Raw genomic sequence first — 25,477 nt, 5'->3', positions numbered from 1 at the left:
CCCCCCCCCCCCCCCCCCCCCCGCGCCCGGGGCGTTGTCCAGTTCAGGATCGGTCCGCCAGTGGACCGGGTCCCGGAACTGGAGACGCAATTACGGCGGCAAAGCGGCTTGCGCCGCTGCGTGGTGGCGACCAGCAAGCCCCGCGCCCTGTACGGAACCACGAGCAGGCTGGGGTACGTGGCGGCACGGTATTTGGAGACCCAGCTGGCCGCAACCAGGATTTTAGGCGTCGCGTCGAGCCGGTCGTTGTCGTCGGTGGTGGATTCCCTTGCCGCTGCCCACCGGCCTGACCTGACAGTGGTTGACCTTCTTGGGTGCCCGCAAGGCAACCGCCCCGGCGGGAAAGCCGGGGAGGGCGGCCGGTTCGTGGATGGCAGCGGACCGAATACTGCCCAACTGATCTCCGCCCGTTGGGGGGCGGCCTTCCAGGCGCTGCCCGCGCCTTTCGTGTATAGGTCTGCCACAGCCCTCGCTGCCGCCCTGGATTCAGAGCGGGTCCGGGAAGCGCTGGCGCTTGGGCAGCGTTGCGAGGCCGCCCTGGTTGGCATCGGATCAATGCGGCGTTTTGACGGCACCGGAGTTTACAGTCCGGTTCCTGCCCAGGATCTCGCGCAGCTCGAGCGGCTGGGCGCAGTGGGTCACTTGTGTGGACGCTTTCTTCGCGTCGACGGTTCCCAGGTGGAACCCGGAGCCGCGCCGTTTGTGCTGGGAATTGGGGCGGACGAACTGCGGCGCGTCCCCCATCGAATCGCTGTAGCGGCCGGTCCCCATAAGGTTGCGCCCATTGCCGCCGCCATCAGCGGTGGCATGGTCACGGAACTGGTCACGGACCACACCACCGCCGCCGCACTGCTGTCCCTGCTTCAGCGCGGGTAGGACGTCAGGACACTGCAAGCCACAGGAGTGAGGCGATGGCCGCAGTGACACACCCCATGATGGTGACTCCCACGGTCCAGGTCTTGAGCATGACCTGCTCGCTGATGCCGAAATACCGGGACAGTACCCAGAATCCGGCATCGTTGAAGTTGGACAGGCACATGCCGCCGGCGGACACCCCCACCGCGAGCAGTGCCAGCTGGCTGGGGTTCAGGCTCGTGGTGTCGAAGGACTGGGCCAGCAGCACGGCAACAAACGTGACTGCCGCCGTCGTCGTTCCCAGTGTTGCCCGCAGGATTGCCGCAAGCACAAAACCGAACAGCACCAACGGGAGGTGGATCTCCGCCAGGGTGTCCAGGAGCTGTTTGCCGACGCCGGAGGCGCCAATGATCGAACCGAACGCAACGCCGCCGCCGGTGGAGACCAGGATTTCGCCCACCGGTTTCATGCCGTGCATCCCGAAGAACGAAATGCTCTCTCCGCGCCGGACCCTCGGCGTCAGCAGCATTGCGTAGGCGCAGAAGACCGTGATGGTCAGTGCCAGCCAGGGCGTGCCGAGAAATGCCAGGATGTCCAGTACCGTCTGGGCAGGTCCGCCGACGTGCATGGAGCCGGCGAGGGTCTGGATGAGGATCAGCACAATGGGGAGCAAGAGGACGAAAAGCAGTTTTCCGACGCCGGGACGTTCGTGCCCTTCCAGGGACGTCAAAGTGGTGGCGCGGGCAGGTGCAGTCGCCACGGCGGTGGAGGCACCACCCTCGTTGCTGGGCTCCCCGGCTGCGGGACCACCGGCGTGTGCCGGCGTCGTCACGTCGGCGGAGGTGCCGCCGTCGTACCCTGCGTCGAGGTCAAAGGTGCCGTTGGCCGTCAGTTTCCGGGCTGCCCACTGCGAATACAGGAAGGCGATGCCCACGCCGGGCAGCATCGCCAGCATCCCGTACATGATCAGGAGGCCGAAGTTCACATTCAGCGCCGTGGCAATGGCCACAGCCCCCGGGTGCGGCGGGATGATGGAGTGCATGCCCAGGACTGCAATGGCCATGGGGATGGCGAAGAAGATGATGGACTTCCTGGACTGCCGGGCGACGGCGATGGTCACGGGCGCCAGCAGGATCACGGCGGTGTCAAAGAAGATGGTGCTGCCCACCAGGAGCCCGCACATGGTCATGGCCAGGGGGCCGCGTTTGTTGCCGATGCGTTGGAGCATCTTTTCGCCCAGCACTTCACTGCCGCCAGAGCGGCGGATGATTTCGCCAATCACGCAGCCCAGCGCGATCAGCGGGACCATGTGCCCCAACTGCTTTCCCATGGCGGGTTCCATCACCGCGAAGATTCCCGTTTTTGGATCGACCAGGGGGACTCCCATAGCCAGCGCCAGGCCGACGGCCACAACCGTCATGGTGATGAAGGGGTGGATCTTGAGCTTCACAATCATGAAGAACAGGACAATGATGCTCAGAACCACCATCGTCATGGAATACCAGATCGGGTACATATCGCTCCTTCGCGACAGGACGGTGACGGGGCTGTGCCTCACGTCACTGAATTGGGTTTTCGGGCCGACCTGATCCAACCCGGCACCGGATGCGCCGGTCAATGAATCCGCGGGAACCTGAACATGCGTTCCATTACCCGCCAATTTGGGCAAACGGCCTCCGTTTTTGCCCCCGGGGATCCAATACTGGAGGTTCGTTTCGACACCAGCCTCATGGACGAGGCTGCTGAACAGAAGGGCCTATCTATGCGCCAAAACCAGTTCCTCAAGTCCCGTCCCCAGGAACTACCGGCACGGACGATGAGCATGCATCATGTGTGCCTTGTTGTCTCCGACATTGCCAACACCAGGGACTTCTACGTCGGCGTTCTCGGCTTTGAGGAGATCCACCGCCCCACTGACTTTGTGTTCCACGGCGCGTATTTCCATAACGGCGATGTCGAAGTCCACGTTGTCCAGGAGTCCGTTCCGGGACGGCTGACGCGCCATTCCCCGGAATGGGGTGGCGAGGAACTGCGTACGGGGCTGTGCCATCACTTCGCGGTCATGGTGGATTCGTTTGAGCCGTTCCTGGCCGCGATGCGGGAGCGGGGTCTGGAGCGTGTGGGTGGCCCCCGGGTCCGTGATGACTATGTGGAGCAGATCTATATTGCCGATCCCGACGGCCACGTCATCGAACTGCTCTACCAGCACACCCCGGAGGCCGGGCACGCCCGGCGCATCGAGATTTTCGATCTGGGGATCGCCGTTCCCGTCGCCCCCGGACACCACGTCCTTGATCCGCGGGTGAAGTATGGGCTGCGCTTCGCAGGCTAGCTGGTTTCGTGGTCCGCGCCGTCGTGAAGGGAATTATGGGTGCTTTCACGCCGGTGCGGGCCCGATAGGGGGCTCATGGTTGAGTGCTCACGCACACGCGCCAGCCATTCGGCCATGAGTGCTTGCACCAAGCCTGGTTGCTCGTGCAGCAATGCATGGCCGGCGCGATCAAGCGTGGCAAAGGTAGCGCGAGGATAATGTTCACTCAGTTCCCATGGGGCTGTGCACCCGGCCGTTGCATCCTGGCGCCCTGCAAGGACCAGCACCGGATGCGGGTAGGTTTTCGCGGCTTCTGGCCCGTTCCGCAGCTTCCAGCGGGAAAAGATCCGCGTCAGCCCCGGCTCGTCAACGAGGGAGGCGGCGGGAGCCACATCCGTCTGGAACCGGCGCAGGGTTTCAGCGGTCTGCACCACGAAGTAGTCGCGGAACGCCGCCTCAGCTTCCGGGTCGAGTACGCCAGTCAGTGCGGCAGAGGAAACAAGGACCTCGTGCCTGGGCACCTCAGGCGTGTGCGCGCCGACCGGGCAGAATAACGCTAGCCCGATGGCCTGGTCAGGTCTCCGACCTGCAATCGCACGGGCCAAGTACGCGCCGTAGGAGTGGCCAACAACAAGGAACGGTTCGGCGCCGATGGTGCCGTCGATGAGGCCGAGCAGAACGTCCAGCACGTCATCGTTGCTATTGATCGTCTCCGGGGCCGGCGTGCGGCCCATCCCTGGCAGGTCCGGATACAGGCGCCGAAAGCCGGGAATGCCGGAGAATATCGGTTCCAGTACGCCGACGATCTCGCGATGGTCCACACCAGCCCCGTGCAGCGCGAGAATCGGGATGCCACTGCCGTACTCGGCGTAATGCATGGGCACGCCACTGACCGTGATTTTCATCCAAGCAGTGTAGGCCGGGTCGCCATTGCCGTGCAGCCGGTCCAGCCAGTCGGGGAGGATCGGACCGGCCTCACCCTTGCGGAACCGGACACGATCAAGGTGCTTCACCTCCACATGTGGCTGGGCTCCATAGCCCGCGCCCGGCGGTGCGGGCCGCCTCTTCGGCGTCGCGGAAAATGTCCCGATATTTATAAGGGACCTCGTAGGTGTATTCGTGCGCGAAACCCTCGTTGACCATTTCCTCATTGACGAGTATGGCGTCAGTCAGCCAGACGTAGGCAAGGGTGCGGCCATAACGGTCGCGGCGGCTCTGGCTGGGATCGTATTCCAGCCACACCTGCGTGCCGTCCATAAGTTCATGGGCCCGCCGGGATGCTTCGCGACCGAAGCACTGGACGGGTTTTCGTGGATCGTTGATCTCAGGGGTGTCGATACCGATGAGGCGGACGCGGGTTGACTGGCCCTCGATGGTAACCCTGATAGTGTCCCCGTCGGTGACTGAGGTCACAGGGAATGGACCTTCTGCACTCATTGGGCGGGACACATTGATCCCGTCGGTGTCCGATGGGTTGGGTATAGGGTCGTCGCTCCCTAACAGGGAGCACCCGCCAAGCAGAATTGAGGAGACTACGATTGTCGTGGTGGCGCGCCAAGCTGCGCGCTGTGCAAAGGTCATTGGATGAGGTCTCAGTCCCGGCAGTCGGGCCAGAGTTCTCCGTCTTGAACGAAGTTGCTCGAAGTCCATTTCTGCGGAATTGCGGATGAAGCCGCCAACCCCGTGGTGGGGGTGACTCCGTTCGAGGCGTTAACCTCTATCCCAGTGCGTGAAGGACCGCCGAGGGCCCGGGGCGCTGATCTCCGCTTCATGGGTTAACCATGCCGCCGCTGGATCAAGAGTTCCTTTGGTTTTCCCTAGCTCCAGGGAAATTCTTGGGCAGGGAATGGCAAGCATTCCTGCGAATCGCATTTTGGTGCACCGCCGGGGCGCGTGGTCCGTCTGCTACGGGATTTCCTGGTGCCGCGTTGGCTTCGCCGATAATCCGCGCTGATGCTGGCGGAGTGCCAGGAGCGGAAACAGGAGTACCGAGAGCATTCCTGCTCCAACGAGGGCGGATGCGATTCCGCCCGAGATCAGCCCCTCGTCCCGGCCAATGGCTGTCACCGCCACGATAATCGGCAATCCCGTTGCCCCAAACAGCATGATGGCCCGTTTCTCTGCACCGCTGGAGTGAGGGGGAGCAGCGAGCAGCGACGGCAGACCGCGGATGATGAGCAGGAGGACCAGGAAGAGCGGGACCAGGGCTAGGGCGGCCGGGCTGGCGGTGAGCGCACGCAGGTCGAAATCTATGCCGGTGTCAATAAAGAAGATCGGCACCAGGAAACCGAACGCGACGGCGTCGATTTTTGTCTCGATGATCTTCCGGTCCAGTTCGGGAGCCCGCGCGATAGCCACCTTCCAGAGGACTCCGGCGGCGAACGCACCCAGCAGCATGTCCAGTCCCAGGACCATGCTGAGCACAACGAGCACAGTGAGGATGAACATGATGGACCGTACGGCGAACTGGCCGCTGGTGTGCAGGGTCATGGTGACCTGCGAGTGGAGAAGTGAGTGCCGTGCGCGCGAGGCGAGGTAAATCGCCAGGCCAGTCAGGAGGACAAACCCGAGAAGTACACCTGTTGCCGGACCGAGCTCCCTGCCACTGAAGAACAGCGAGATCGCTACGAGAGGGCCAAACTCCCCGGCGGCACCCAGTGCGGTGACCGCGATGCCGAGCGCGGACTTTGATTCGCCGGCGTCGCGAAGGATGGGCAGCAGCGCGCCCAGTGCAGTGGAGCACAGGGCGACGCCGACAATCACGGCAGCCTCCGGTGCCGGGGCCAGGACGAGGCCTGCGCCAATGCCTGCCGCCAACGAGATCACCCAGCCAGCAGCTGCACGGTTAGCCGGCCGGCCGCTAATGACGGCGAAATCGATCTCGTTGCCTGCAACAAAAAACAGCATGGCGAGCCCGAACTGGGCCAGCGTATCCGTAAACTCTGCCGGATGGATCCAGCCCAGCAGGCTGGGGCCGAGCATGATTCCGAGGATAATTTCGAAGACCACAATCGGTACCTTGACCACGCGGTCAAGGAAGCGGGCCGCAAGGGGCGCTGCGATAGCCAGCAGGGCGATCAGAACCAGTGACGTGGACAAGCCCTGCATCGGTGGTACCTCCGGCACCTCGCTGCTTCGACGAAAAGTAATCCAAAGCTACCGCCACCATAGCGATGGCGCCATAAGGCCAGTGAACAACACCGGATACCGTACGTGATCGAACACCTGCGTGACCGCGCGGCGGCGGCCCTTTCCACGCCGTATTTCCTAGTCGTCCAGCGGAAATGCGACTGCCTCGCCCACAACCCGAAGACACAGTTCCATGCCTGGCCGCGCGATGGACGCATTCCAGTGGCGGATGGTGATGACTTCGCCGCCACCGGGGTAGCGGTGGTCGGCGCCGGACGCCAGCTCCGGGGGAACTGCCAGCTTGAGGCGCACCGTCGTCTCAGGGCCGAAGTAGTCGGTATCCACCACCACGCCACGGATCGGGCCGTCCTCGGCAATCCGGATCTGTTCGGGCCGCAGCATCAGCTGCACACGGCCTTGGGCTGGCGGCCGGCGGACCGGGATTCCGCCCAGCGAACAGGTGGCCAGTGAGCCTTCCAGCCAGGCGTCGAGGATGACCGCGTCGCCCAGGAATTCCGCTGTGGCACGGTCAGCGGGACGGGTATAGACGACGAAGGGATTGCCGATCTGGGCCAGCTTGCCACCGCGCATCACGGCTACCTGGTCCGCGAAGGAGAGTGCTTCGGCTTGGTCGTGGGTTACCAGGATGGTGGTGACGCCGGCCTGGTTGAGGACTTTGGCTACCGCACGCCGGGTGGCAACGCGCAGGCCCGCGTCAAGGGCCGAGAACGGCTCGTCCAGGAGCATGAGTTCGGGTTCGCGGGCCAGGGCGCGGGCCAGGGCGACCCGCTGCTGCTGCCCGCCCGAAAGCTGATGCGGCCGCCGCCTGGCCATTGCCGGGTCCAAGGAGACCATCTCCAGCAGTTCACTGATCCGGCCCGCCACGGCGCGCCGCCCGCCGTCGAGCTTTCCGGCGTCCAGGCCGAAGGCGACGTTCTGCCCCACGGTGAGGTGGGGAAAGAGGGCACCATCCTGTGCCACATATCCCACGTGGCGCTTGTGCGCCGGCAACCAGACGCCGTCGCCCGCCACCTTGGTACCGTTCAGAGAGATGCTGCCGGTGGCGGGGTGCTCGAAACCGGCGATGAGCCGCAGCAGAGTAGTTTTGCCGGACCCGGAGGGACCAACGATGGCGGTAGTCCCACCCTTGGCGACAGAGAGATTTACGCCTTTGAGGACCGCCTGGGATGAGAAATTCTTGGTGACGTCGGTGATCTGCAGATGGCTGTTGGTGCTGGGGGCCACCGACGCCGCAATCCGCGGCTCCGGGAGTCGCGAGGGGGGTTGTTCGGTCACTGTCCGGCCACTTTCTTGGACTGCTGGAAGAGGAGGTAGGTCATAGGGGCGGAGAGCAGGATCATCAGCAGGGCGTAGGGTGCCGCACCTGTGTAGTCGATTTCACTGCTCTTGCTCCAGAATTCGGTGGCAAGCGTCCGTGTGCCGTTGGGGGCCAGCAGCAGTGTTGCGGTCAACTCGTTGGCGATGGCAAGGAACACCAAGGCGGCGCCGCCCGCCGCGGCGGGCGCAGTGAGCCGGAGGGTTACCCTGATGAAGGCAAGGAGCGGAGGTTTACCCAGTGCCCGCGCGGCTTCGTCGAGTTCCTTGGGGGCCTGGGCCAGGCCGGCACGCAGGTTCACCAGCGCCCGCGGCAGGAACAGCAGGACGTAGGCGGCAACCAGGACCGCACTGCTCTGGTAAACGCCGGGAACCACCCTGATGCTGACGGTGACGAACGCCAGGCCCACCACGATGCCGGGCAGGGAACTGGTGACGTAGTTGGAGAGCTCTAGGGCCTTGCTGAACCAGCCTGGGTGCCTCACTGCCAGGTAGGCCATGGGGAAGGCGACCACGGTAGTCACCGCCGCCCCGGCCAGGCCGTAGCCGAGGGTCGCCAGAAGGGCGGGCACGAATTCGTTTGCAACCCAAATGACGGGACCACCGGCGAAGATCCAGCGCAGGACCAGCACCAGCGGCAGCCCAAAGGCCAGGGCGGTGAGCGTCAGGAGGAAGAGCTGGGCAGGAACGTGGTAGCCGTGCAGCGGCAGGCGCAGGGCCTTTCCTTGGGCTCCGGAACCGATTCGCGCATACCGGGCCGATCCGCGGCCGCGGGCTTCGAGGAGCAGCAAGATCAGGCAGAAGAACACGAGCACGCTGGCCAGCATGTTGCCGGCGGTGCCGTTGAACGTGGATTGGAACTGGACCATGATCGCGGTGGTGAACGTATCAAAACGGATCATGGCAAAAGCGCCATATTCGGCCAGCAGGTGCAGGGCCACCAACAGTGCGCCGCCGGTGATGGCAAGCCGGAGCTGCGGGAGTACCACGCGGAAGAACACCCGCCAGGCCCCGAGCCCCAGAGCTGCGGCGGACTGTTCAATGGCCGGGTCCAGCCGGCTTAGAGTCGCTGCGGCTGGGATATAGACCAAGGGGAAGTAGGACAGCGTGGCGATCAGGACGCCGGATCCCAGGCCCTCCAGGGATGGAACAGCGGATACCCACGCGTAGCTGTTCACAAAAGCCGGGATGGCCAGGGGAGCGGCCAGCAGGACAGCCCAGATTTTGTGGCCGTGCAGTTTGGTGCGTTCCACCAGCCAAGCCCCGCCGATTCCCAGGACGAGGCAAAGGGGCACTGTCACCAACATCAGCAGGACGGTGTTGAGGAGCAGCTCGCCCACGCGGGGGCGGAAGATCAGTTCGACGGCGGTGTCCCAGCCGGTGACTGCGGTCATGAACACGACGTAGCCCAGGGGAATAAGCGAAAAGAGTGCGATCAGCACCGCGAGGACGGACACCGCTGAGACGCCGAAAGGCGGGCGGGGGCTGCTGCCCCGGCCCGCCGTCGTCGTGCTCCCCGTTGACGGGGAAGCCGATAGGTCGGTTGTCACTGAATTACAGGAGTCCTGCCTTGGTCATCAGCTCGGTGACCTTCTCGGAGTTCAGCTTGGCGGGATCCACGGTGGGAGCCTGCAGTTCCGCCAGCGGAACCAGCTTCTCGTTGGCGGGGACGTCAGAGGCGATGGCGTATTCGAAGGACGTGCCCTTCTGCAGGACTTCCTGGCCCTTCTTGCCGGTAATGAACTTCAGGAACGCCTGGGCAGCTTCTGCATTCTTAGTGGTCTTCAGGACTCCGCCGCCGGAGACGGACACGAACGCGCCCGGATCCTGGTTCTTGAAGTAGTACGGCGTGACGTTCTTGGAGTTCTCGCCGGTCTTGGCCTGGTCGCCGTAGTAGTAGTAGTGATAGATCAGCGCGGCATCAACTTCGCCGGCGTTGACGGCCTTCATGGCGGTGCTATTGCCCTTGTAGGCCTTGAAGTTTTCCTTCATGCCCTTGAGCCATTCCTCCGTTGCGGCCTCGCCCTTGAGCTCAAGCAGTGCGGAGACAATGGCCTGGAAGTCGGCGCCGGACGGGGATGCGGCCCACTTGCCCTTCCACTCCGGCTTGGCCAGATCAAGCATGGACTTGGGCAGCTTATCCTCGGCCACCTTGGCTTTGTCATAGACCAGGACGGTGGAGCGGGCGGCAATGCCGGTCCACTTGCCGGTGGAAGGGCGGAACTCTTCGGGGACCTGTGCGATGGTGGCCGCATCAACATCCGCAAAAAGTCCCGCGTTTTCCACCTGGGCCATGGCGGGGGAGTTTTCGGTGAGGAAAACATCGGCCGGCGAGGCAGAGCCTTCCTGGACGATCTGATTGGACAGTTCCGTGTCCGAGCCCTGCCGCATGGTCACCGTGATGCCTGTCTCGGCCGTGAAGGCCTCGATCCACTCTTTGGTCAGGCTCTCGTGCTGGGCGTTGTACACCGTGATGTCTCCGGCTTCGGCGGAAGCGGAACCGGAGGCTGCGGGGGCAGTGCTGCCGCCGCAGGCGGTCAGCCCAAGGGCTGCGGTGGCGGCGATGGCGATGCCGGCCAGCGCGTGGGTGCGGATCTTCATGGAGGCTGCTTTCTGGGAACAAGTCTGGTGGACCCTGGGGCCGACGGGCTGAGATTGCCCACAAAGGAACTTTAGGTTAGCCCAACCTAAGTCCCAACAAGGAAAGCGCTTAAAGTGATGGAGATCACATCAATTACGGAACTGTTGCATAACGTAATTCGCGCCGTTGCTTGGGTTGCCATTTATCCAGTTGTAGTTAGGCAAGGCTTACTTTATGGTTACGCCGTGACCTTACCCCTCGAACTCACAGGGGTCGCCCTTGCCGCCAATCTGGCAAGCCACGGTGACCGGCCCGCCGTCCTGACCGGCGGCCGCGTCCTCAGCTACAGCGACCTCGCCCAACGCGTGGAAGCTTTCGCAGCGCGCCTCGGTACCGTGCGCCGCCTTGTGGTGCTTGCCGCCGACAACAGCATTGAGTCCCTCGTTGCCTACCTCGCGGCCTTGGCATCCGGACACCCCCTCATCCTCGCTCCCGCCGGCAACGACGCCGCTCTGGAATCGCTCATCACCTCCTATGATCCCGACGTCATCATCCGGCCGGGCGCCTCCCTGCCGAGTACGGTGCCGGGCCATCAGGCGGGGCCGCTCCTGGAAGAACTCCGGCCCGGTACCCGGCATGAGCTGCACCCGGACCTCGCGCTCATGCTCAGCACGTCCGGTTCCACAGGATCCCCGAAGCTCGTGCGCCTGTCGCACCACAACGTGCAGTCCAACGCCGAGTCGATTGCCGAGTATCTCAACATCGATGGCGGCGACCGGGCCATGACAACGCTCCCCATGTACTACTGTTACGGGCTGTCAGTGATCAACAGCCACCTTCTCCGCGGGGCGGGGATCGTCCTCACTGAGCTGTCTGTGGTGGATCCTTGCTTCTGGGAACTGTTCCGCAACCGGCGTGCCACTTCCTTTGCAGCCGTGCCGTACACCTTCGAATTGCTGGACCGGGTCCGGTTCACCGACATGGAGCTGCCCAGCCTGCGCTACATCACCCAGGCCGGGGGCCGCCTGGAACCGGAAACGATCGTCCGGTACTCCAAGGAGGGCCAGCGGAACGGCTGGGAGCTGTTCGTTATGTATGGGCAGACGGAGGCCACGGCACGGATGGCCTATCTTCCACCGCACCTGGCCACCACCTTTCCCGGCAGCATCGGGATCCCGGTGCCGGGCGGGAACTTCCGCATCGAACCCGTCCCTGGCCTGGACGACGGAGAACTCGTCTACACCGGACCCAACGTGATGCTCGGCTACGCGGAAAGTCCGGCCGACCTCGCGGCCGGCCGCGCCGTCCACGAACTACGCACGGGCGATCTCGCCCGTAAGCATGATTCCGGTCTCTATGAGGTAGTGGGCCGAAGGAGCCGGTTCGTCAAGATCGTCGGGCTGCGCATCGACCTCGGCCAGGTGGAGAAGACGCTCCACAACCTTGGCCTCCAGGCCGCCTGCGCAGGAACAGACCAGAGGCTCGTGGCCGCCGTCGAGGGCAACCACGACGAGCGCCTGCTCGCCAAAACCCTGGCCCAGAGCCTGGGCCTGCCGCGGGCCGCGGTGGAGGTGCGCGCCGTCGAGCGCCTCCCGCGCCTGGCCACAGGCAAAACCGACTATCCCGCCATTCTTGGGCTGGCGGCTCCGCCCGAAGGGCCGGGGCGGACGACGGCGCCCCCCGGCGCCGAAGCGACAGCGGCCCCCGAGGACATCCGCCGAATCTTCGCCGAAGCGCTTGAGGTCACGGACATCGACGACGGCGACACCTTCGTATCCCTCGGAGGGGACTCGCTGTCATATGTGGCGGCCTCGGTCCGGCTCGAGAAAGCCCTCGGGCACCTGCCTGCCGACTGGCACGTAACCCCGGTCGGGAACCTGGTTGCCAAGGCGCGGCCAGCTCGCAAGCGCCGGAGGCTCTTTGCGCCGCTGGAGACAAGCATTGTGCTCCGCGCCGTTGCCATCGTGGTGATCATCAGCACCCATATGGACCTCATTGCCTGGCCGGGCACCGCACACATCCTGATGGCCCTGGCCGGCTACAACTTCGCGCGGTTCCAACTGGGCGGAGACCGGCTTCCCCGGTTGAAACGCCAGGCACGGAGCCTGGCCCGGGTAGTGGTGCCCACTGTCGCGTTCATCGGTGCTGTGATGCTCCTGACGGACAAATTCAACTACACACCGGCCAACCTGTTGATGCTCAACACCGTGATCGGGCCCAGCGGCTGGACCGATGCCTGGCATTTCTGGTTCGTGGAAGTCCTGGTCTATGTGCTGGTGGCCATGATGGCACTCCTGGCCATCCCGTGGGCGGACCGGGCAGAAAAGCGGTTCCCGTTGGCCTTTCCCGTGGCGCTTATCGGGGTGGGGTTGCTGGCCCGCTACAACCTCGTGCCGATCGACATCCTGCACACCAGGCCCGTCCTGTGGCTGTTCGCGCTCGGGTGGGCCTTGGCGCGGGCCCGCACGGTTCCCCAACGGCTCATCCTCTCCGTCATCGCGGCTTTGGCCCTTCCGGGCTACTTTGACAACCCCTGGCGCGAAGCCACAATCCTCGCCGGGATCCTCCTGCTCGCCTGGATTCCTGCCCTTCCCCTGCCTGCAGTCCTTCATGGACTGTTCGGCACGCTGGCCAGCGCCTCCCTCTACGCGTATGTGACGCACTGGGTGATTTTTCCCGATTTCAAGGAGCACACCCCCGTGCTGGCAGTGGCCCTATCCCTGGCCGTTGGAGTGGCGTACTGGGCAGTGTCCATGAGGATCATGGGCCGCGTGCTTCGCTTGGGAACTGCAGCGCCTCGGAAACCCGTCAACAGTGGGCGGACAAAAGATAAGAAACGCGAAGGGTTGCCCCCGGCGGCGCGAGCCTAGCTGCTTGGTGCCTCAGCGGCGGTCGGGGTGGGATCGGGCATCGGGGTGACAACAGCTGGTTCAGTGGGCGCGATGCTTGGTTCCTGCGTGGGACCTTCCTGGGTGGGACCTGCCTGCGTGGGGCTGCCGTCGCTAGCCGCACCACCGGTGGCAGGCGCGGCGGGAGTGGGTGCCGCCGTCGTGGCCTTGGACGTCACGGATGCCGGTTCAGTGGTTCGAGGAGAGGGGGCCGTTGTGCCGGCAGAGGGGGCCGAGGCCGGGGGAGTACCGTTCGTGGCGCCGGGGTCGCTGCGGACAATTTCCATGATTTGTTCCTTGAATGCGTTGAGGCGTCCCTGGATCTCAGAGAAGGGGACGTTGTGGAGCTCCCGGCCGTACTCGGCGATCTCGGCCCACAGCGTGTTGAGCCGGGCTGTGCTGTCCTCGCTGAGGGGTCCGTCCAAGGTGAGGACCAATTGGCTGGCCAGCGCGTAGGTGAGGCACCGAAGGCAGTTGTAGTTGGCGGCGGCTGACAAATTCTCCGGAACTATCACGTCGGCCTGACCCACGATCAGCACTACCTGGAAGCCGACGGCGACTGCGGTGCAGTCTGTGCAGCTGGCGAAGGCGTAGGCCTCGTTGGTGGTATCGACGGGTTTGCCGTCTTCTGCCCAGACCAGCGCGAAGGCGACGTCGTAGGTCACAGAGCCGTCGCTCGTGTTCACGGCGAGGGCCTGGTTTCCGTCCTCCTCTGGTGCGGCAGGCTGGTTGAACGGGAACACCCACGAGGGCGCCGGGCTGGCCCCTGGGGCGCTGTCGGCCAGTGTCCCTGCGCTGGCGGGACCAGTGTGCGGTACCAGGACGGTGCTGAGTTGGGGGTTCTCGCGTGTCGGCGTGGCCGCCCCTGCGGGCCATAACGCTACGGTCTTCCCGGTCTGCCCTTCCTGCAAGGGAGAGTGTGGCGCAGCGGGGAAAACGGCGGTGGTTACGTCTGCCAGGGTTCCGCGTTCGTACGGCTGGACGGGCCGGTAGGTGTCTGCCGCGGGCCACCAGGCCCAGGCCAGCCCGGCGGTCACCGCTGCGATAGTGGCCATCGCGGCGGCTCGCTGCAATGCCTTTCCGCGCGTTTTGTGCCAGAGCCCGAGGGCCAGTTGCCGGGCCAGTCGGAGCAGGATGTAAAGGATGCCAAGAATGGGAAGGGCGACGGCGGCGATCGCCAGGGCGCGCAGCGCGGCGCCGCCAAGGTCGCCGTCGGCGAGGCTTCCGGCAAGCTGCGCCTGCTGATCCAGGACGCTGGCCCATGCCGTCCCGAGGAGCCGAGGGAGCGAGAGTACCATCACGGCCATGCTGACGACGAGCAGCGGCACAGTGACCAGCACCCAGACAGTGACTACAGCCCGGGCCCATGGTTTGAGCGCCTGTGCTTCGGGACTCGTGCGGCGCCAGGGGAGCAGCCCCAGCAGCGTCGGTTTGATACGTTGGAAAAGGTCCGGGACCCCGGTGGCATCGGCCAGGATGTGGTACCCGTCGAATCGGACCAGGGGCAGGAGCTGCCGGACCATTTGGAGAATTTGGGTGACCACAACCAACAACAGGGCGTCAAAGTCGGTGGCCCACCAGAGACCCATCATGGCTACGGCAACGATCGCGTTGAAGTACAGCCCGCCCAAGTCGGTCCGGATCCGGCCTCCGCGGCCCAGCCGGTACGAGTCTGTGACGTCCGTGAAGAATGCAGGCCAGATGAGGTAGAGGCCTGCCCCCATGGCACCGGGCGTGGCGCCGCCCCGGCGTGCGGCCGCGGCGTGACCGAACTCGTGAAAGCCGGCGGAAAGCACTGTTACGGCCAGGACCAGCAGGACCAGGGCCGGGTTGGCGAAGGCGTCGTGGGTCGCGGAGGCGAGTCCCTTGACCCCGAGAACCCACCAGGACGCGGCGATGAAGGCTGCGCAGACGGCCGCCACGATGATCGGGTTGAAGAGCAACGTGAACGGCGCCGTGAGCTTTCGGGTACGTTCCGGATCCGTGACGGTGTAGCGGAAGCGCATGCCCAGCAGGGGGTCAGCTTTCCGCATCTCTGGCTGTGAACCGTCACCCAGCCGCAGCAGTCCCAGCGGCAGCAGCTGCGAGGTGACCAGTGTGCGGACGTTGTCTTCGCTGACTAATCTTCCGAAGCGTGTGCTGGCGTGGGCGGCAATCTGTTCGGTAGTGCGCTGGCCGTCCACTGCTTCAAGTACCAGGTACAGCAGGCGGGTCAATTGGATGGCCTGGCCGTCTGCCCGGCGGACCAGCGACGGCGGTTCCCGGTACCCCGATCCCTTTGTTTCACCCATCAGTTCCACGCCGTCGGCCAGCACAGGAACGTCAGGCAACAGGACGTGGGGAGGACTGACAGTGTCGGTACCGGCGGACGCGGGAGAAGTCAGCGGGCCGTCCGGCCGGGACGGCCCGCCGTTTACTGTGCTCATGAAGCAGTGCCCATTCTCGGAGGTAGTGTGCGGACCCTACTGCCTCAGGTCTGACTGCTGATCGGCGGAGGCGGTTGCTTCACCGTCGATGTGCTGGCTGATGATGGCGTCCTGCTGGGCCACTGCGAAAGCGTCGCTGTCGATGGAACCGATGTTGGCGGCAACGGCGGCGTCGATCGGCGCGGCGACATTCGCGTTGGCAGCCACGGCGCCGTTGATCGGGGCCGCAATGTCTGCCTGCGCCGCCAGGTCAACGTTGACGTTCAGCAGGTCCCCGTCCAGCGCGGCAGACGGATCCACCGGCAAGGCACCGACGTCGGGGAGAAGGTCACCGCCGGCGGTTCCGTCCGGGGTGGTCCCGGTGTCCGCAGTTCCGGCGTCACCGTCCTCTGCATCTGCGCCCTGGTCAATGCTGCTGTCCTGCGTGGAGTCTGCTGTGGCATCGGCGGTGATGCCCTGTTCGATGATCACTCCCTGGTCCGCAAGGGCCTGGGCCTCGGATCCGTAGGAGAGGATGTTCGCGGACGCTGCCGCGTCGATCGGGGCTGCTACGTTGGCGTTGGCCGCGACGGCGAGGTCGATGGGGGCCGCAGCATTGATGCCCAAGTCAAGATCGGCGTTGAGGTCCAGCACGGAGGCTACTTCCTTGTCGGGGAGCGGGGTGCCGCCCTGTGCCTGCAATTCTTCGTTGGTCAGCGGAGTCATTCCCTGTTCAGTGCTCATACGAAACTCCAGTTCCGGCACGGTCGCCGCTGCCCCCAGTGAGCAGTTCCTACACCGATGTGCCTAATGCCAGTCAATAGTAAGCATGATGATCAAATTTTGATACATTCCCCCGACGGTGAGTACGGGACAGGGCTGACATGCAGATGGAGCCTGTTCCGCACCATCAGCGTCGACTCGAGGCCGGCCGGCATATCAGGCCTGGCCCGGGCATGACCGGTCCCGTCGCGGTGGATTACATCTTGTGGAGCCAGCCGAGCTTTGCGTGAAGGGTCAGAAATGCGCCCCCGATCATGGCGAGTAGCGGGTATGGCCGAGGCTGTGGGCGCTTGCTGCTCTTCCGCGACCCGGTGACTCTCTTACAGCGACGACGGCCGTTTGCCGGACGAGGGCCTTTCCCGACGGACCTTCCTGACCTTCAGCCTGCGCCGTCCCACGGGAACTCCGGCGTTCCGATCCGGGATCGCATGGCGCCGGCGCATTGGCCGGTCGGGGCGGCCCGGGGCTTGGTCTCTGGGGGCGGTAGCGGAACGTACCAGCGTCGAGCCACTTCTACGCCGCCGAAGCCGGAGCATCGCGATCGCCGTCAGGCCCAGCCAGACGAATGCTGCCCCAAAAACGAGGAAAACCGCCGGGATCGTGTCCATGATCAAGTCTAGATCCGATTCCGTAAGTACACTTAGCGACTACGGTTCTGCACTTGGTCTGCACCCCGCACGGCCTTTCGAACGGTGCCACGCTTGCTTGCTCCTCCGGGCTAGCCGTTCTTATTTTTGCCTTTACCCTCGCTGCCTTTTGCCGGTTCAGGCGCGGGAGCAGGTACAGGGGCCGGCGGCGGGACCACCGATACCTGTTCCTGGGCTGCCTTCGCCGCCGCTTCAGCTTCGGCCCTTGCCTTCTCCGCTTCTGCTGCAGCAGCAGCGGCTGCTTCTTGCTCGCGTGCTTTCGCGGCAGCTTCGGCGGCCGCTTGGATGGCGGTGGTGAGGTCGGTCCTGACAGCGGTGATACTGGTCATGATGGCGCGGCGCCGTTCCTCCGAAACCTGACCGCTGCCCGCCGCCGACGCTACGTCCGCTTCCAGGCTCTCCAAGGCTGTGAGCGCAGCCGGGTGATCGTTCGCTGCCGCTGCCTGGCTTACGCCCAGCACCAGTTCCTGAAAGTGCCGGGCCGTGTCCGGCTGCAGGCCGGTATCGGCCGGGGCGCAGCCTGCCATGGACGCCGTCAGCATCAGGGCCGCGGCGAAGCCGGCTCCCCGTGTGCCTGCTCTTCGTGGACCGGCTCCCCGTGTACCGGGCCGACGAATGGCGGCATGAAACCGGGTCACGGTTCCACACTCTTTTGCAGTTCCAGAAGGTGGTCACCCAGCGTGCCAGTAACCGCGGGGTAAGGAACGACGCCGGACGTTGCGTCCGGGGTCTGGGCCGCCGTGAGTGCCGCGGCGCCGCCCGCCAGTGCAATAACGACCAGGCTGGCCGCCGCCCAGAGCCGGCCTTTGCGCATGGAGCGGGTGGGGCGGGTGGAGCGCGCAGCGCTTCGCGTCCTTAACGGGCCGCCGGGCTGATCTTCACGAGGCACCAACCCCGACCACCCGGCGCCGGCGGAAAGTGGACCCACCTGGCCAGTATCGTCGGCGCCGGAATCGGCCGGTGGTGGATTTGGCGAGCGTGGCTCCGGAGTGATGGCGGGTGCCCTGAATGGCATGGCGGGCAGCACTCGAGTGGTTTCCGGTGCAAGCTGGCCGGGAGTGGACGTCGGGGAGACGAGGGCCTGCCGGAGCGCGGTCTCGATGTCAGCTGCTGTGGGGCGGTCCAGAGGCTCGATCGCGGTCATTGAACGGATCAGGTCGGTCCACTCGGCCGGCAGATCCTCGGGAATGCCTGGCGGGCGGTGCAGCCTGGCCACGGCGGATTCCACCGCGCTGCCCGGGTACTCCATTGTCTGCTTGACGCATTCGAGCAGGACCAGTCCCAGCGAGTACACGTCGGTGGCCGGGCTGAGCGGCGATCCCATGGCCTGTTCAGGGCTGAGGTAGGCTGCGGTGCCCACCATGGCTCCGGTGGCAGTCAGGCGCGTGCTGTCGGCAATTCTTGCTATGCCGAAGTCGGTGACCTTTGCCCTGAGTGGCTCGCCTGGCCGGGTCTGCACCAGGAGGATGTTTCCTGGCTTGATGTCCCGGTGGATGATGCCGAGGCCGTGGACGTAGGCCAGGGCGTCAGCGATGCCGGCTCCAATAACGGCGAGCTCATCCAGGGGAACAGGGCTGTGCCTGATGCGGCTGCGCAGGTCCTGCCCTTCGACGAGTTCCATGGTCAGGAACGGCCGGGGCTCATCCGGGATGCGCGTGTCGATGCCGGCATCGAACAGCGTTACGAGGCTGGGATGGTTCAGGGTGGCCAGCAGCCTGATTTCGGCTTCCTGACGTTTGAGTTCGTCTGCATCCGGGGCCTGCGGCGCGAAGAGTTTCAGTGCAACGTCGCGGCCCAGGTTCTCGTCCCGCGCGCAGTACACGGACGACATCCCGCCACGGCCGATCACATCACCGAGGCGGTAACGGCCGCCGACGACTTCAGTCCTGATGGAGCTGGGCGATTCCGCCACCATATTCGTTCCTCCCGGCGCCCCACGGCACACTACACTCCAAATCATAAGGCAACTTACTTTATTTTGTGGAACCACGGAGTGCTGAGGTATGACGAGGTGACCCGAGGCCATGGAGGTACTGTGGGGCAGATGGAGATGCGCCTTGAGGTTGTGCAAGTACCGGTCGCGGATGTTGACGCGTCCAAGTCCTTCTACACGGAAAAGCTGGGATTTGTCCTCGACCACGATGTTGAGCACATCCCTGGGATGAGGGTCGTTCAGCTGACACCTCCAGGATCCGCTACATCGATCGTCATAGGTACCGGAATGACGAGTATGGAGCCTGGCAGCCTGGAGGGGCTACAGCTCGTTGTCCCCGACATCGGCTCAGTTCGCGCGGAGCTCCTGGGGCGGGCGCAGACATCAGTGAAATCCACGACATGGGCGGAGTGCAATTTGCCTACTTCGGTGACCCGGACGGCAACCGCTGGGTCTCGCAGGGCATGACACCCCCTGGTATGAGGGACGCACACCTGAACGTGGGTACGCGCTAACGAAGCCGGCCGGGACGGGACAGGCGAAGTCTCGCGGCCCGTTCGACAAGAAGTGGAACGTAGTCCCGGACTTCGGGTTCGTTGGTCATCCCAAAGTTTCGGCCCGACAGGCAGGACAGTCAACTGCCGCGCGTGCGCCTCTGCCGTACCCGGATTGCATCCGTTGGCCGGGGTCGCACGGTTAAATAGCTGGCCGTCCTAGGTGGAGTAGGCCCAGGATCGCTATGCTGATGCCATACACGAGCCGGGGGGCGCCATGTCGAGGGGAATCTGCCTTGTCATCGAGGATGACGAGGATATCGCCGGCCTGATCGGCGTCGTCCTCAAACGTGTCGGGTTTGAAGTCCGCGCCGTGCGAACAGCTTCTGCCGCCCTGCATCAGCTTCGGGGCCTTGACCCGGCACTCATTACCCTGGATCTGGGCCTGCCTGACCTGGACGGGCTTCAAATAGCCAAAAACGTCCGGGAACTGAGCGCCGCCCCACTGCTGATGATCACGGCACGGGCCTCAGCAGCCGACCAATTCAACGGCATGGCTGCGGGAGCTTCCGCGTACCTCATCAAACCTTTCCATCCTGGTGAACTTCGGGACGCGGTCAATGGCCTCTGCCCGGCCCCCAGCTCTATGCAGACACCGGAGTAGCCCAACTCTTCGTGAAGGCGTTTCGGGCCGCCGGATGAGGTGGGGAACATCGTCGGAGGCGTTATTCGCGGTATTCGAGTGTTTGACCGAAGGGGACGTCGCGGCTGACTGCCACTGTGTATCTGGTGTAGCCGTGCTGGGTGACCAGTATTCCGTAAAGTCCTTGCTGCATGGCGTGCTCGCGCGCGATCTCTACGGCGGTATTGAGGTCATTTTCTATGGTGTGGGGATCGTAGCCGGTGATTTCCAGGACGAGGTCAGAGTGGCGCTGGATCATTGTGGTCTCTTTCTCAGGGGAGAGATGCCGGTGCCTCGGGCTTGTTTCGGGGCGGGAACGCCCCCGGGAGGCTGAAGGGCTGTGATTCGAAAGGGGTGCCCGGCATGCTCTGATGGGGCGGTGGTCGGCGAGGGCCGGCTGTGTGGATCGGCGGAAGAACTCCTGCGGATCTCTAGTCAGTCTGAATGATCAGTGGCCCTGGGCGCAACATAAAGCATGATGAATCTTTCGCGGACCGGGTGAACAAAAGGTAGCGGGCCTGCGGCATGCCATTCGGTTATGGGCGAACGTTTGTGCGGAGGAACTTCATAGCGTCTCCAAAGATGTTTCTGGATCTGTTCTCAACCTGCGGCATCATGATCGGGTTATGAGGCTTTGGAAGAAGACCGTTGTTCCTGCACTGGCGGCCGGGGCGGTCGTTCTGTTGGCGGCGGCTGGTGCTGCAGGGGTGGACCAGATCGCAAACACCATGGTGACGAACACCGCCTCAGTCACCGCCTTCGCTGCCGGTGCTGACAGCCAGCCATCGCTGCGGCATGTGCTTATTCGAGGCCTGGCGGAAGGAGGCCTTCCTGGTGGATCCCCGTTCGACGAGCCGCGTGAAGAAAAATACGACGAGAACTATCAGGAAGCACGTGATGTTGAGCCAGCACTCCGGCGTAACGCTGGTTCCTGACCTCGGATGATGGCCTTCAGCGGCTGAGCTCAACCATCTCAAGCACGCCGGAGCTTCATCGCAGCACGGCGGCCACCGCACTGATCTCGACGAGGGCGCCGGGCACACCCAGCCCGGCCACTCGTGCCGCTGTGACCAGGGCCGGTTCATCGGACGCCAGTTCCGCCGCGATCGCCCCATACCCCGCCGCGAGGTCGGCGCCGTCGACGAAGAGCACTGTCCAGTGCACAACGTCGGCGAGGGTCGCGCCGGCCGCGGCGAGGGCGGTTCTCGCGTTCTCGAGGGCGCGGGCGGACTGCGCCGCTACGTCGCCCCTGCCGACGAGCGAGCCGTCGACGTCGACCGCGTTCTGACCGCCGACGTAGATGGTGGTCGCGCCGGGCGGCACGATGGCGACGTGGCTGAAGGCCGGGCTCGAGACGAGCCCCTGGGGACGGATGCGCTGTATGGATGCCATGCCTGTATGTTCCCACTGACTTCAGATTGAGGGCACGCCCGTGCTTTTGGCGATGGCCTGCGATGGTGAACGCCACTAAGATCAAAGGCGCCACTTTCCCTCAGTCCTGCCCCCTTGAACTCCTGTTCGCCCCAGAGCTAGCATTGCCGGCACGGGCGCCGACGGCGCACCTCTGCAGCGTGGTGCCGGTCATGGACTGAGCGTCCCGGGCAGACAGCGACGTCGACCAGATTCAGGAGACGGCCATGGGCGAGCAAACTGCGGAAACGTCATCAGCGACATTGATGATTGACCTCATCATCTCCCTGGACGGGTATGCCTCAGCCGAGGGATGGCCCGGTTGGTGGGGTTTGGAGGGGCCGGAATACCTGGCTTGGCTGGAGAAGGAAGGGGAGAAGGATTACACCTTCCTTCTCGGGGCGAACACGTACCGGCTCATGTCCAGCATGTCTGAGGAAGCCGCGGCTGAGGGCTCGGGATTCTCCGAGAATGAGGGTGCCAGCCTCACGGGCCTTGCCGCCGTCCCCAAGATCGTCTTCTCCTCCACGCTGCAGGCGCCCCTGACGTGGCCGAACTCGGAGCTGGTCACCGGGGACGCGGTGGAGGCTGTGCGGGAGATGAAAAGGACCAGAACTGGATCCCTGAGCACCCTAGGCAGCCTCAGCCTCTGTCGTTCACTGCTGACGGCTGGCCTGGTGGACAGATTCCGGCTCGTCATCTTTCCGGTCATCACAGGCCGCACCGGGCAGGAGCGGATCTACGACGGCTATCCGGACGTATCGCTCGAGATGGTGGATAGCAGGATCTTCGATGGCAGGCTCCAGTTGCTCGAATACATCCCTACGGTGCTCAGCGGCCCACCTGGCAGCAGTCCGGCCTGAGTCAAACCGTGGGCAGCGGCTCAGTTTGTTGTCCAGCCCGCCCGCTGCAAGGGCTCACCCGCGGTTTGCAACGGTGACAGTCCGGGGAGCCTGAAAGGACAGGAGCCTGATCCAGTCGGGCTGGTCCACCCGCAACTGCACTTCCGGCAGTGCAGTGGCGGCCTCCTGAACAATGACAGCAGCTTCCAGTTCCGCCAGCTTGGCCCCGAGGCAGCGGTGGATGCCGGAGCCGAAGACCAGGCCAGGGCCTGTAGTTCGACCGCGCTGGGCCTCCTTCGAAGACATGGCCTCCTTCGAAGACATGGACAGACGCTCGGCTCCGCCCGGAGCGGTGATGTGATTTCCACTGAGTTCGAGGAGAATTTCCGCACCGGCAGGGATCAGGCCGCCACCAAGCTGTGTATCGTGGGCTGCCACGCGGCGCCAGGTCGGCACGGACGACTCGGTGGCCAGCACGTGCTGGACCATGGTCCGGGAACCCGCTTCGGTGGCAGCGTCTTTCCAGGCCACGGGCGCGGACCCCTCCAGGAGGCGGAACAGCGTGGTGCTGATCAGCTGCGTGGTTGTTTCCTGTCCGGCGATCAGCAGGAAGTAGCCCAGCGAGCAGATTTCAGGTGTGGACAGGCCGTGTTCGGCCAGGGATTTGAACAGGTTCCGCCCGGGGGCCTTCTTGGATTCCGCTGCGAGCTGCCGAAGCCAGACGTAGAAATCCGCGGCGCTGCGGGCCAGTTCCAGTTGCCGGTCCTCATCGGGCCAGCCCCAGAAAAGCTCCATGGAGTCCAGGCCCCAGCGCTTGAGGTCAACAAGATCCCGAACGGGAAGCCCGAGAAGTTCGAGCATCACGACGGCAGGCGGAAACGCCGCCACTGCCTGCACGAGGTCCACGTGGCCGGAAGATTCGAGCCCGTCCGCGGCGTTCCGTGCAGCTTCGCGGGCCAGTTCCCGGATCCGCGGCTCGAAGGCCGCAACTGTAGCTGGAGTAAAGAATCCCGCCACGACCTTGCGGATTCCGGCATGCGTGTCGGTATCGTTGCTGGCCAAAATGGGAGGCAGCGCAAAGCGCACCCCTTGCAGCACGCGCAGGGCAGGCCCTGCGAGGGGCGTGACCGCGACGAGTGCGTTCCCTGGGCTGAAGTCGCCCGGTCGGTGCAGCACGTCACGGACCGCGTCCGGGTCACGCACTACGAGGTATGGGCAGCAGGCCCCGGCAACGCCGTCAACCACTCCTGGGACGCCCTGCGGTCCCGGGCTGTCTACCAGACCCTCCGCGGGTTTCTGGCCCGTCAACGCGGGGTTCATCCGGGCAGTCCGTTCAGCCAGGCAGCTGCCCCGGTACGGAAATCCGCAGGGGTCAGGTCAGAGGCGTGCTCCGGGAGGGCACCAAGCAAGGGTACACGCAGCGATCCGAACACCTGCCGGTTGCTGAAGTGCACAACGTCCGGCGTGTGTGGCCAGCTTCCGAGTACCACGCCCAGGACCAGAAGGTCCCGCGCTGCCAGCGCCTCGAGGGTCAGGGCAGTGTGGTTCAGCGTGCCGAGGGACGGCCGGGCGACCAGTACGAATGCCGCGGCCAGGATTGACCCGAGCTCCGCCAGGGTGCCGCCGTCGGAATCCAGCTCCACCAGCAGGCCGCCCGCCCCCTCAACCAGGACGTGGTGGTGAGACGTTGCCAGCTCGCGGACCCGCTCGGCGTGCGCAGCCACTCGTGGGAGCGGCGTCCCGTCGACGGCGGCTGCGGCCACGGGTGCCAGCGGTGGCTGCAGTACCACTCCGGTTTCAGCAGTCACGGGGCCGGCGAGCCGGACGATCTCGGCGGCGTCGGAATCGCCCTCGGCGGCGCCTGATTGGCACGGTTTGTACACCGCGACGCTGCGCCCTGCTCCGCGGAGGAGGGCGGCGAGGGCCGCCGTCGTGATGGTTTTTCCAACGCCGGTGTCGGTTCCGGTGACCAGGATGATGCCCGGCAGGTTCATTGATGCTCCTCCAAAATGCCGCGCAGCACTGCGCAGCCGTCTTCGATTTCCTCGAGGGTAAGGGTGGCGCGGGCAGTGAGCCGCAGCCGTGAAATCCCATCCGGGACAGATGGCGGACGGAAGCAGCCGATCCGGACGCCGGCGGTGCGCGCGGCAGCGGCAGCCGCCAAGGCCGATTCGGCGGACGGCATGGCGACAGATTGGACCGCCCCTGCTGTTTGTTCGACGACGGGACGGCTGACGACGGGCACGACGTCAGCCGTGCCGCGGGCCGCGAGGGCCGGGGCGAGGCCGGCGGCCAGCGCCGCTGCGTTGCGGTGAACGGCTCCGGCCCGCCAGGGCTCGTCCCGAATGATCCGTACGGCGGCGAGGGCCGCCGCCGCGGAGGCGGGCGCCAGGCCAGTGTCGAAGATGAAGCTCCGGGCCCTGTTGACGAGGTGCTCGCGCAGCAGTCTGGATCCCAGGACAGCCCCGCCCTGGCTCCCCAAGGCTTTGGACAGCGTCGCCGTCACCACCACGTTCGGATGTCCGGCCAGGAAAGTTCCGGCCACAGAGCCGTGGCCCTGGAAGTTACCGGTACCGGTGACGCCGAGGCTGTGCGCCTCGTCGATAAGCAGCATGGCGTCGTACTGTTCTGCCAGGGCCAGCAGGGCAGGAAGCGGGGCTTCGTCGCCGAGGACACTGTAGACGGATTCGACGGCGAGGAGAGCGCGCGGTTCATTCCGGTCGGCCAGCAGGCGCCCGGCTTCCTCCACGCTGTTGTGGGCGAACGTTTCGGTGCGGGAGCGGCTAAGCCGGAAGCCGTCGATCATCGAGGCGTGACAGTGTTCATCGGCGACGATCAGGGTCCCGGGGCCGCCGAGCGCAGTGATGACCCCGATGTTGGCCAGATAGCCGGAGGAGAACACCAGCGCCGTCTCCATTCCCGCCAGCCCGGCCAGTTCCTGCTCCAGGTCCAGGTGCAGCCGGGTGGTGCCGGCGACGAGGCGTGAGGACGTGGCCCCAGCGCCCCACAGGGATGCGGCCGCCGCCGCAGCAGCAGCCACCCGAGGGTCGGCCGAGAGGCCCAGATAGTCGTTGCTGGCCAGGTCGGTGAACCGTTCGTCCGCGTCACGGGCGAGTGTGCGGCGGACAAGGCCCCGGCGGTCCCGGACTGCGGCCTGCCGCCCAAGCCACTGGGTCATGGAG

The 25,477-nt window shown here is 65.0% G+C and carries 23 protein-coding genes and 1 pseudogene; 7 read left to right on the top strand and 17 right to left on the bottom strand.

Annotation, left to right across the window (positions count from 1 at the left end; translation table 11 throughout):
• On the top strand, window positions 1-876 hold an 876-nt coding region (locus ACLKOZ_RS08355), incomplete at its 5' end, for a sugar-binding transcriptional regulator (RefSeq protein ID WP_436474248.1).
• A 4-nt stretch (window positions 877-880) separates the two neighbouring features.
• Here ACLKOZ_RS08355 and ACLKOZ_RS08350 read toward each other — a convergent pair.
• A complete protein-coding gene (locus ACLKOZ_RS08350; RefSeq protein ID WP_436474246.1) occupies window positions 881-2,371 on the bottom strand; it encodes a GntP family permease in 1,491 nt (496 codons plus the stop codon).
• A gap of 246 nt (window positions 2,372-2,617) precedes the next feature.
• Between ACLKOZ_RS08350 and ACLKOZ_RS08345 the strand changes: the two genes are divergently transcribed.
• Entirely contained in the window at window positions 2,618-3,187 is a 570-nt protein-coding gene (locus ACLKOZ_RS08345) for a VOC family protein (RefSeq protein WP_436474244.1), read from the top strand.
• Here the strand turns inward: ACLKOZ_RS08345 and ACLKOZ_RS08340 are convergent.
• The 6 genes from ACLKOZ_RS08340 to ACLKOZ_RS08315 all read right to left on the bottom strand — a co-directional run bounded on the left by ACLKOZ_RS08340 (window position 3,184) and on the right by ACLKOZ_RS08315 (window position 10,231).
• A complete protein-coding gene (locus ACLKOZ_RS08340; protein ID WP_436474242.1) occupies window positions 3,184-4,185 on the bottom strand; it encodes an alpha/beta fold hydrolase in 1,002 nt (333 codons plus the stop codon). The genes ACLKOZ_RS08345 and ACLKOZ_RS08340 overlap by 4 nt on opposite strands.
• A complete protein-coding gene (locus tag ACLKOZ_RS08335; protein ID WP_436474240.1) occupies window positions 4,166-4,579 on the bottom strand; it encodes a thermonuclease family protein in 414 nt (137 codons plus the stop codon). The genes ACLKOZ_RS08340 and ACLKOZ_RS08335 overlap by 20 nt, the downstream gene beginning before the upstream one ends.
• A 492-nt stretch (window positions 4,580-5,071) precedes the next feature.
• Window positions 5,072-6,274 carry a cation:proton antiporter gene (locus ACLKOZ_RS08330; RefSeq protein WP_436474238.1) on the bottom strand — a complete coding sequence of 401 codons (1,203 nt, stop codon included), beginning with the start codon at window positions 6,272-6,274 and terminating at the stop codon, window positions 5,072-5,074.
• 159 nt (window positions 6,275-6,433) lie between these two features.
• Window positions 6,434-7,591 carry an ABC transporter ATP-binding protein gene (locus tag ACLKOZ_RS08325; protein ID WP_436474237.1) on the bottom strand — a complete coding sequence of 386 codons (1,158 nt, stop codon included), beginning with the start codon at window positions 7,589-7,591 and terminating at the stop codon, window positions 6,434-6,436.
• Complete coding sequence (locus ACLKOZ_RS08320; RefSeq protein WP_436474235.1) at window positions 7,588-9,180, bottom strand: ABC transporter permease; 1,593 nt, start codon at window positions 9,178-9,180, stop codon at window positions 7,588-7,590. The genes ACLKOZ_RS08325 and ACLKOZ_RS08320 overlap by 4 nt, the downstream gene beginning before the upstream one ends.
• Window positions 9,181-9,184: 4 nt before the next feature.
• Window positions 9,185-10,231, bottom strand: coding sequence for an iron ABC transporter substrate-binding protein (locus tag ACLKOZ_RS08315; RefSeq protein ID WP_436474233.1), 1,047 nt, complete (start codon window positions 10,229-10,231; stop codon window positions 9,185-9,187).
• 225 nt (window positions 10,232-10,456) lie between these two features.
• Between ACLKOZ_RS08315 and ACLKOZ_RS08310 the strand changes: the two genes are divergently transcribed.
• Window positions 10,457-13,081, top strand: coding sequence for an AMP-binding protein (locus ACLKOZ_RS08310; protein ID WP_436474231.1), 2,625 nt, complete (start codon window positions 10,457-10,459; stop codon window positions 13,079-13,081).
• On the opposite strand, the gene ACLKOZ_RS08305 is transcribed toward ACLKOZ_RS08310, so the two are convergent.
• The 4 genes from ACLKOZ_RS08305 to ACLKOZ_RS08290 all read right to left on the bottom strand — a co-directional run bounded on the left by ACLKOZ_RS08305 (window position 13,078) and on the right by ACLKOZ_RS08290 (window position 18,849).
• Window positions 13,078-15,525: a hypothetical protein gene (locus ACLKOZ_RS08305; RefSeq protein WP_436474229.1), complete on the bottom strand. Its 2,448-nt coding sequence runs from the start codon at window positions 15,523-15,525 to the stop codon at window positions 13,078-13,080. The two genes, ACLKOZ_RS08310 and ACLKOZ_RS08305, sit on opposite strands and share 4 nt — an antisense overlap.
• A gap of 36 nt (window positions 15,526-15,561) precedes the next feature.
• Complete coding sequence (locus tag ACLKOZ_RS08300; RefSeq protein WP_436474227.1) at window positions 15,562-16,248, bottom strand: peptidoglycan-binding protein; 687 nt, start codon at window positions 16,246-16,248, stop codon at window positions 15,562-15,564.
• Window positions 16,249-17,005: 757 nt separating this feature from the next.
• The gene (locus tag ACLKOZ_RS08295) at window positions 17,006-17,572 is read right to left on the bottom strand and encodes a hypothetical protein (RefSeq protein ID WP_436474225.1); all 567 of its coding nucleotides are present in this window, start codon (window positions 17,570-17,572) and stop codon (window positions 17,006-17,008) included.
• A complete protein-coding gene (locus ACLKOZ_RS08290; RefSeq protein WP_436474223.1) occupies window positions 17,569-18,849 on the bottom strand; it encodes a serine/threonine-protein kinase in 1,281 nt (426 codons plus the stop codon). Before ACLKOZ_RS08290 ends, ACLKOZ_RS08295 begins: the two co-directional genes overlap by 4 nt.
• A 129-nt stretch (window positions 18,850-18,978) precedes the next feature.
• Between ACLKOZ_RS08290 and ACLKOZ_RS08285 the strand changes: the two are divergent.
• Window positions 18,979-19,382: pseudogene (locus ACLKOZ_RS08285) on the top strand (VOC family protein).
• Here the strand turns inward: ACLKOZ_RS08285 and ACLKOZ_RS08280 are convergent.
• On the bottom strand, window positions 19,379-19,471 hold the full coding sequence (locus ACLKOZ_RS08280; protein WP_436474221.1) for a three-helix bundle dimerization domain-containing protein: 93 nt from the start codon (window positions 19,469-19,471) through the stop codon (window positions 19,379-19,381). The pseudogene ACLKOZ_RS08285 and the gene ACLKOZ_RS08280 sit on opposite strands and share 4 nt — an antisense overlap.
• 167 nt (window positions 19,472-19,638) lie before the next feature.
• Here ACLKOZ_RS08280 and ACLKOZ_RS08275 point away from each other — a divergent pair, with 167 nt between their 5' ends.
• Window positions 19,639-20,025, top strand: a complete 387-nt coding sequence (locus tag ACLKOZ_RS08275) for a response regulator transcription factor (protein WP_337347207.1) — start codon at window positions 19,639-19,641, stop codon at window positions 20,023-20,025.
• Window positions 20,026-20,086: 61 nt separating this feature from the next.
• Here the strand turns inward: ACLKOZ_RS08275 and ACLKOZ_RS08270 are convergent, their stop codons facing one another.
• Window positions 20,087-20,302, bottom strand: coding sequence for a hypothetical protein (locus ACLKOZ_RS08270; protein ID WP_337347208.1), 216 nt, complete (start codon window positions 20,300-20,302; stop codon window positions 20,087-20,089).
• Window positions 20,303-20,669: 367 nt separating this feature from the next.
• Here ACLKOZ_RS08270 and ACLKOZ_RS08265 point away from each other — a divergent pair, with 367 nt between their 5' ends.
• The gene (locus ACLKOZ_RS08265) at window positions 20,670-20,978 is read left to right on the top strand and encodes a hypothetical protein (RefSeq protein WP_436474219.1); all 309 of its coding nucleotides are present in this window, start codon (window positions 20,670-20,672) and stop codon (window positions 20,976-20,978) included.
• A 55-nt stretch (window positions 20,979-21,033) separates the two neighbouring features.
• On the opposite strand, the gene ACLKOZ_RS08260 is transcribed toward ACLKOZ_RS08265, so the two are convergent.
• Window positions 21,034-21,435, bottom strand: coding sequence for a RidA family protein (locus tag ACLKOZ_RS08260; protein WP_436474217.1), 402 nt, complete (start codon window positions 21,433-21,435; stop codon window positions 21,034-21,036).
• A 245-nt stretch (window positions 21,436-21,680) separates the two neighbouring features.
• Between ACLKOZ_RS08260 and ACLKOZ_RS08255 the strand changes: the two genes are divergently transcribed.
• On the top strand, window positions 21,681-22,316 hold the full coding sequence (locus tag ACLKOZ_RS08255) for a dihydrofolate reductase family protein (protein WP_436474215.1): 636 nt from the start codon (window positions 21,681-21,683) through the stop codon (window positions 22,314-22,316).
• A gap of 54 nt (window positions 22,317-22,370) precedes the next feature.
• On the opposite strand, the gene ACLKOZ_RS08250 is transcribed toward ACLKOZ_RS08255, so the two are convergent.
• From ACLKOZ_RS08250 to ACLKOZ_RS08240, 3 genes are read right to left on the bottom strand one after another with little or no spacing between them, the layout of a single operon-like run.
• Window positions 22,371-23,615 (bottom strand): cytochrome P450, encoded by a 1,245-nt coding sequence (locus tag ACLKOZ_RS08250; protein WP_436474213.1) that lies wholly within the window; start codon window positions 23,613-23,615, stop codon window positions 22,371-22,373.
• The gene (gene bioD / locus ACLKOZ_RS08245) at window positions 23,612-24,289 is read right to left on the bottom strand and encodes a dethiobiotin synthase (RefSeq protein ID WP_436474211.1); all 678 of its coding nucleotides are present in this window, start codon (window positions 24,287-24,289) and stop codon (window positions 23,612-23,614) included. The genes ACLKOZ_RS08250 and bioD overlap by 4 nt, the downstream gene beginning before the upstream one ends.
• Entirely contained in the window at window positions 24,286-25,473 is a 1,188-nt protein-coding gene (locus ACLKOZ_RS08240; RefSeq protein ID WP_436474279.1) for an 8-amino-7-oxononanoate synthase, read from the bottom strand. Before ACLKOZ_RS08240 ends, bioD begins: the two co-directional genes overlap by 4 nt.
• Between the last annotated feature and the right edge of the window lie 4 nt (window positions 25,474-25,477).

This window comes from Arthrobacter sp. R4, from assembly GCF_051365025.1.
Taxonomy (GTDB): domain Bacteria; phylum Actinomycetota; class Actinomycetes; order Actinomycetales; family Micrococcaceae; genus Arthrobacter.
Note: the sequence above shows the minus strand (reverse complement) of the source record. Positions and strands in the feature narration are given on the sequence as shown.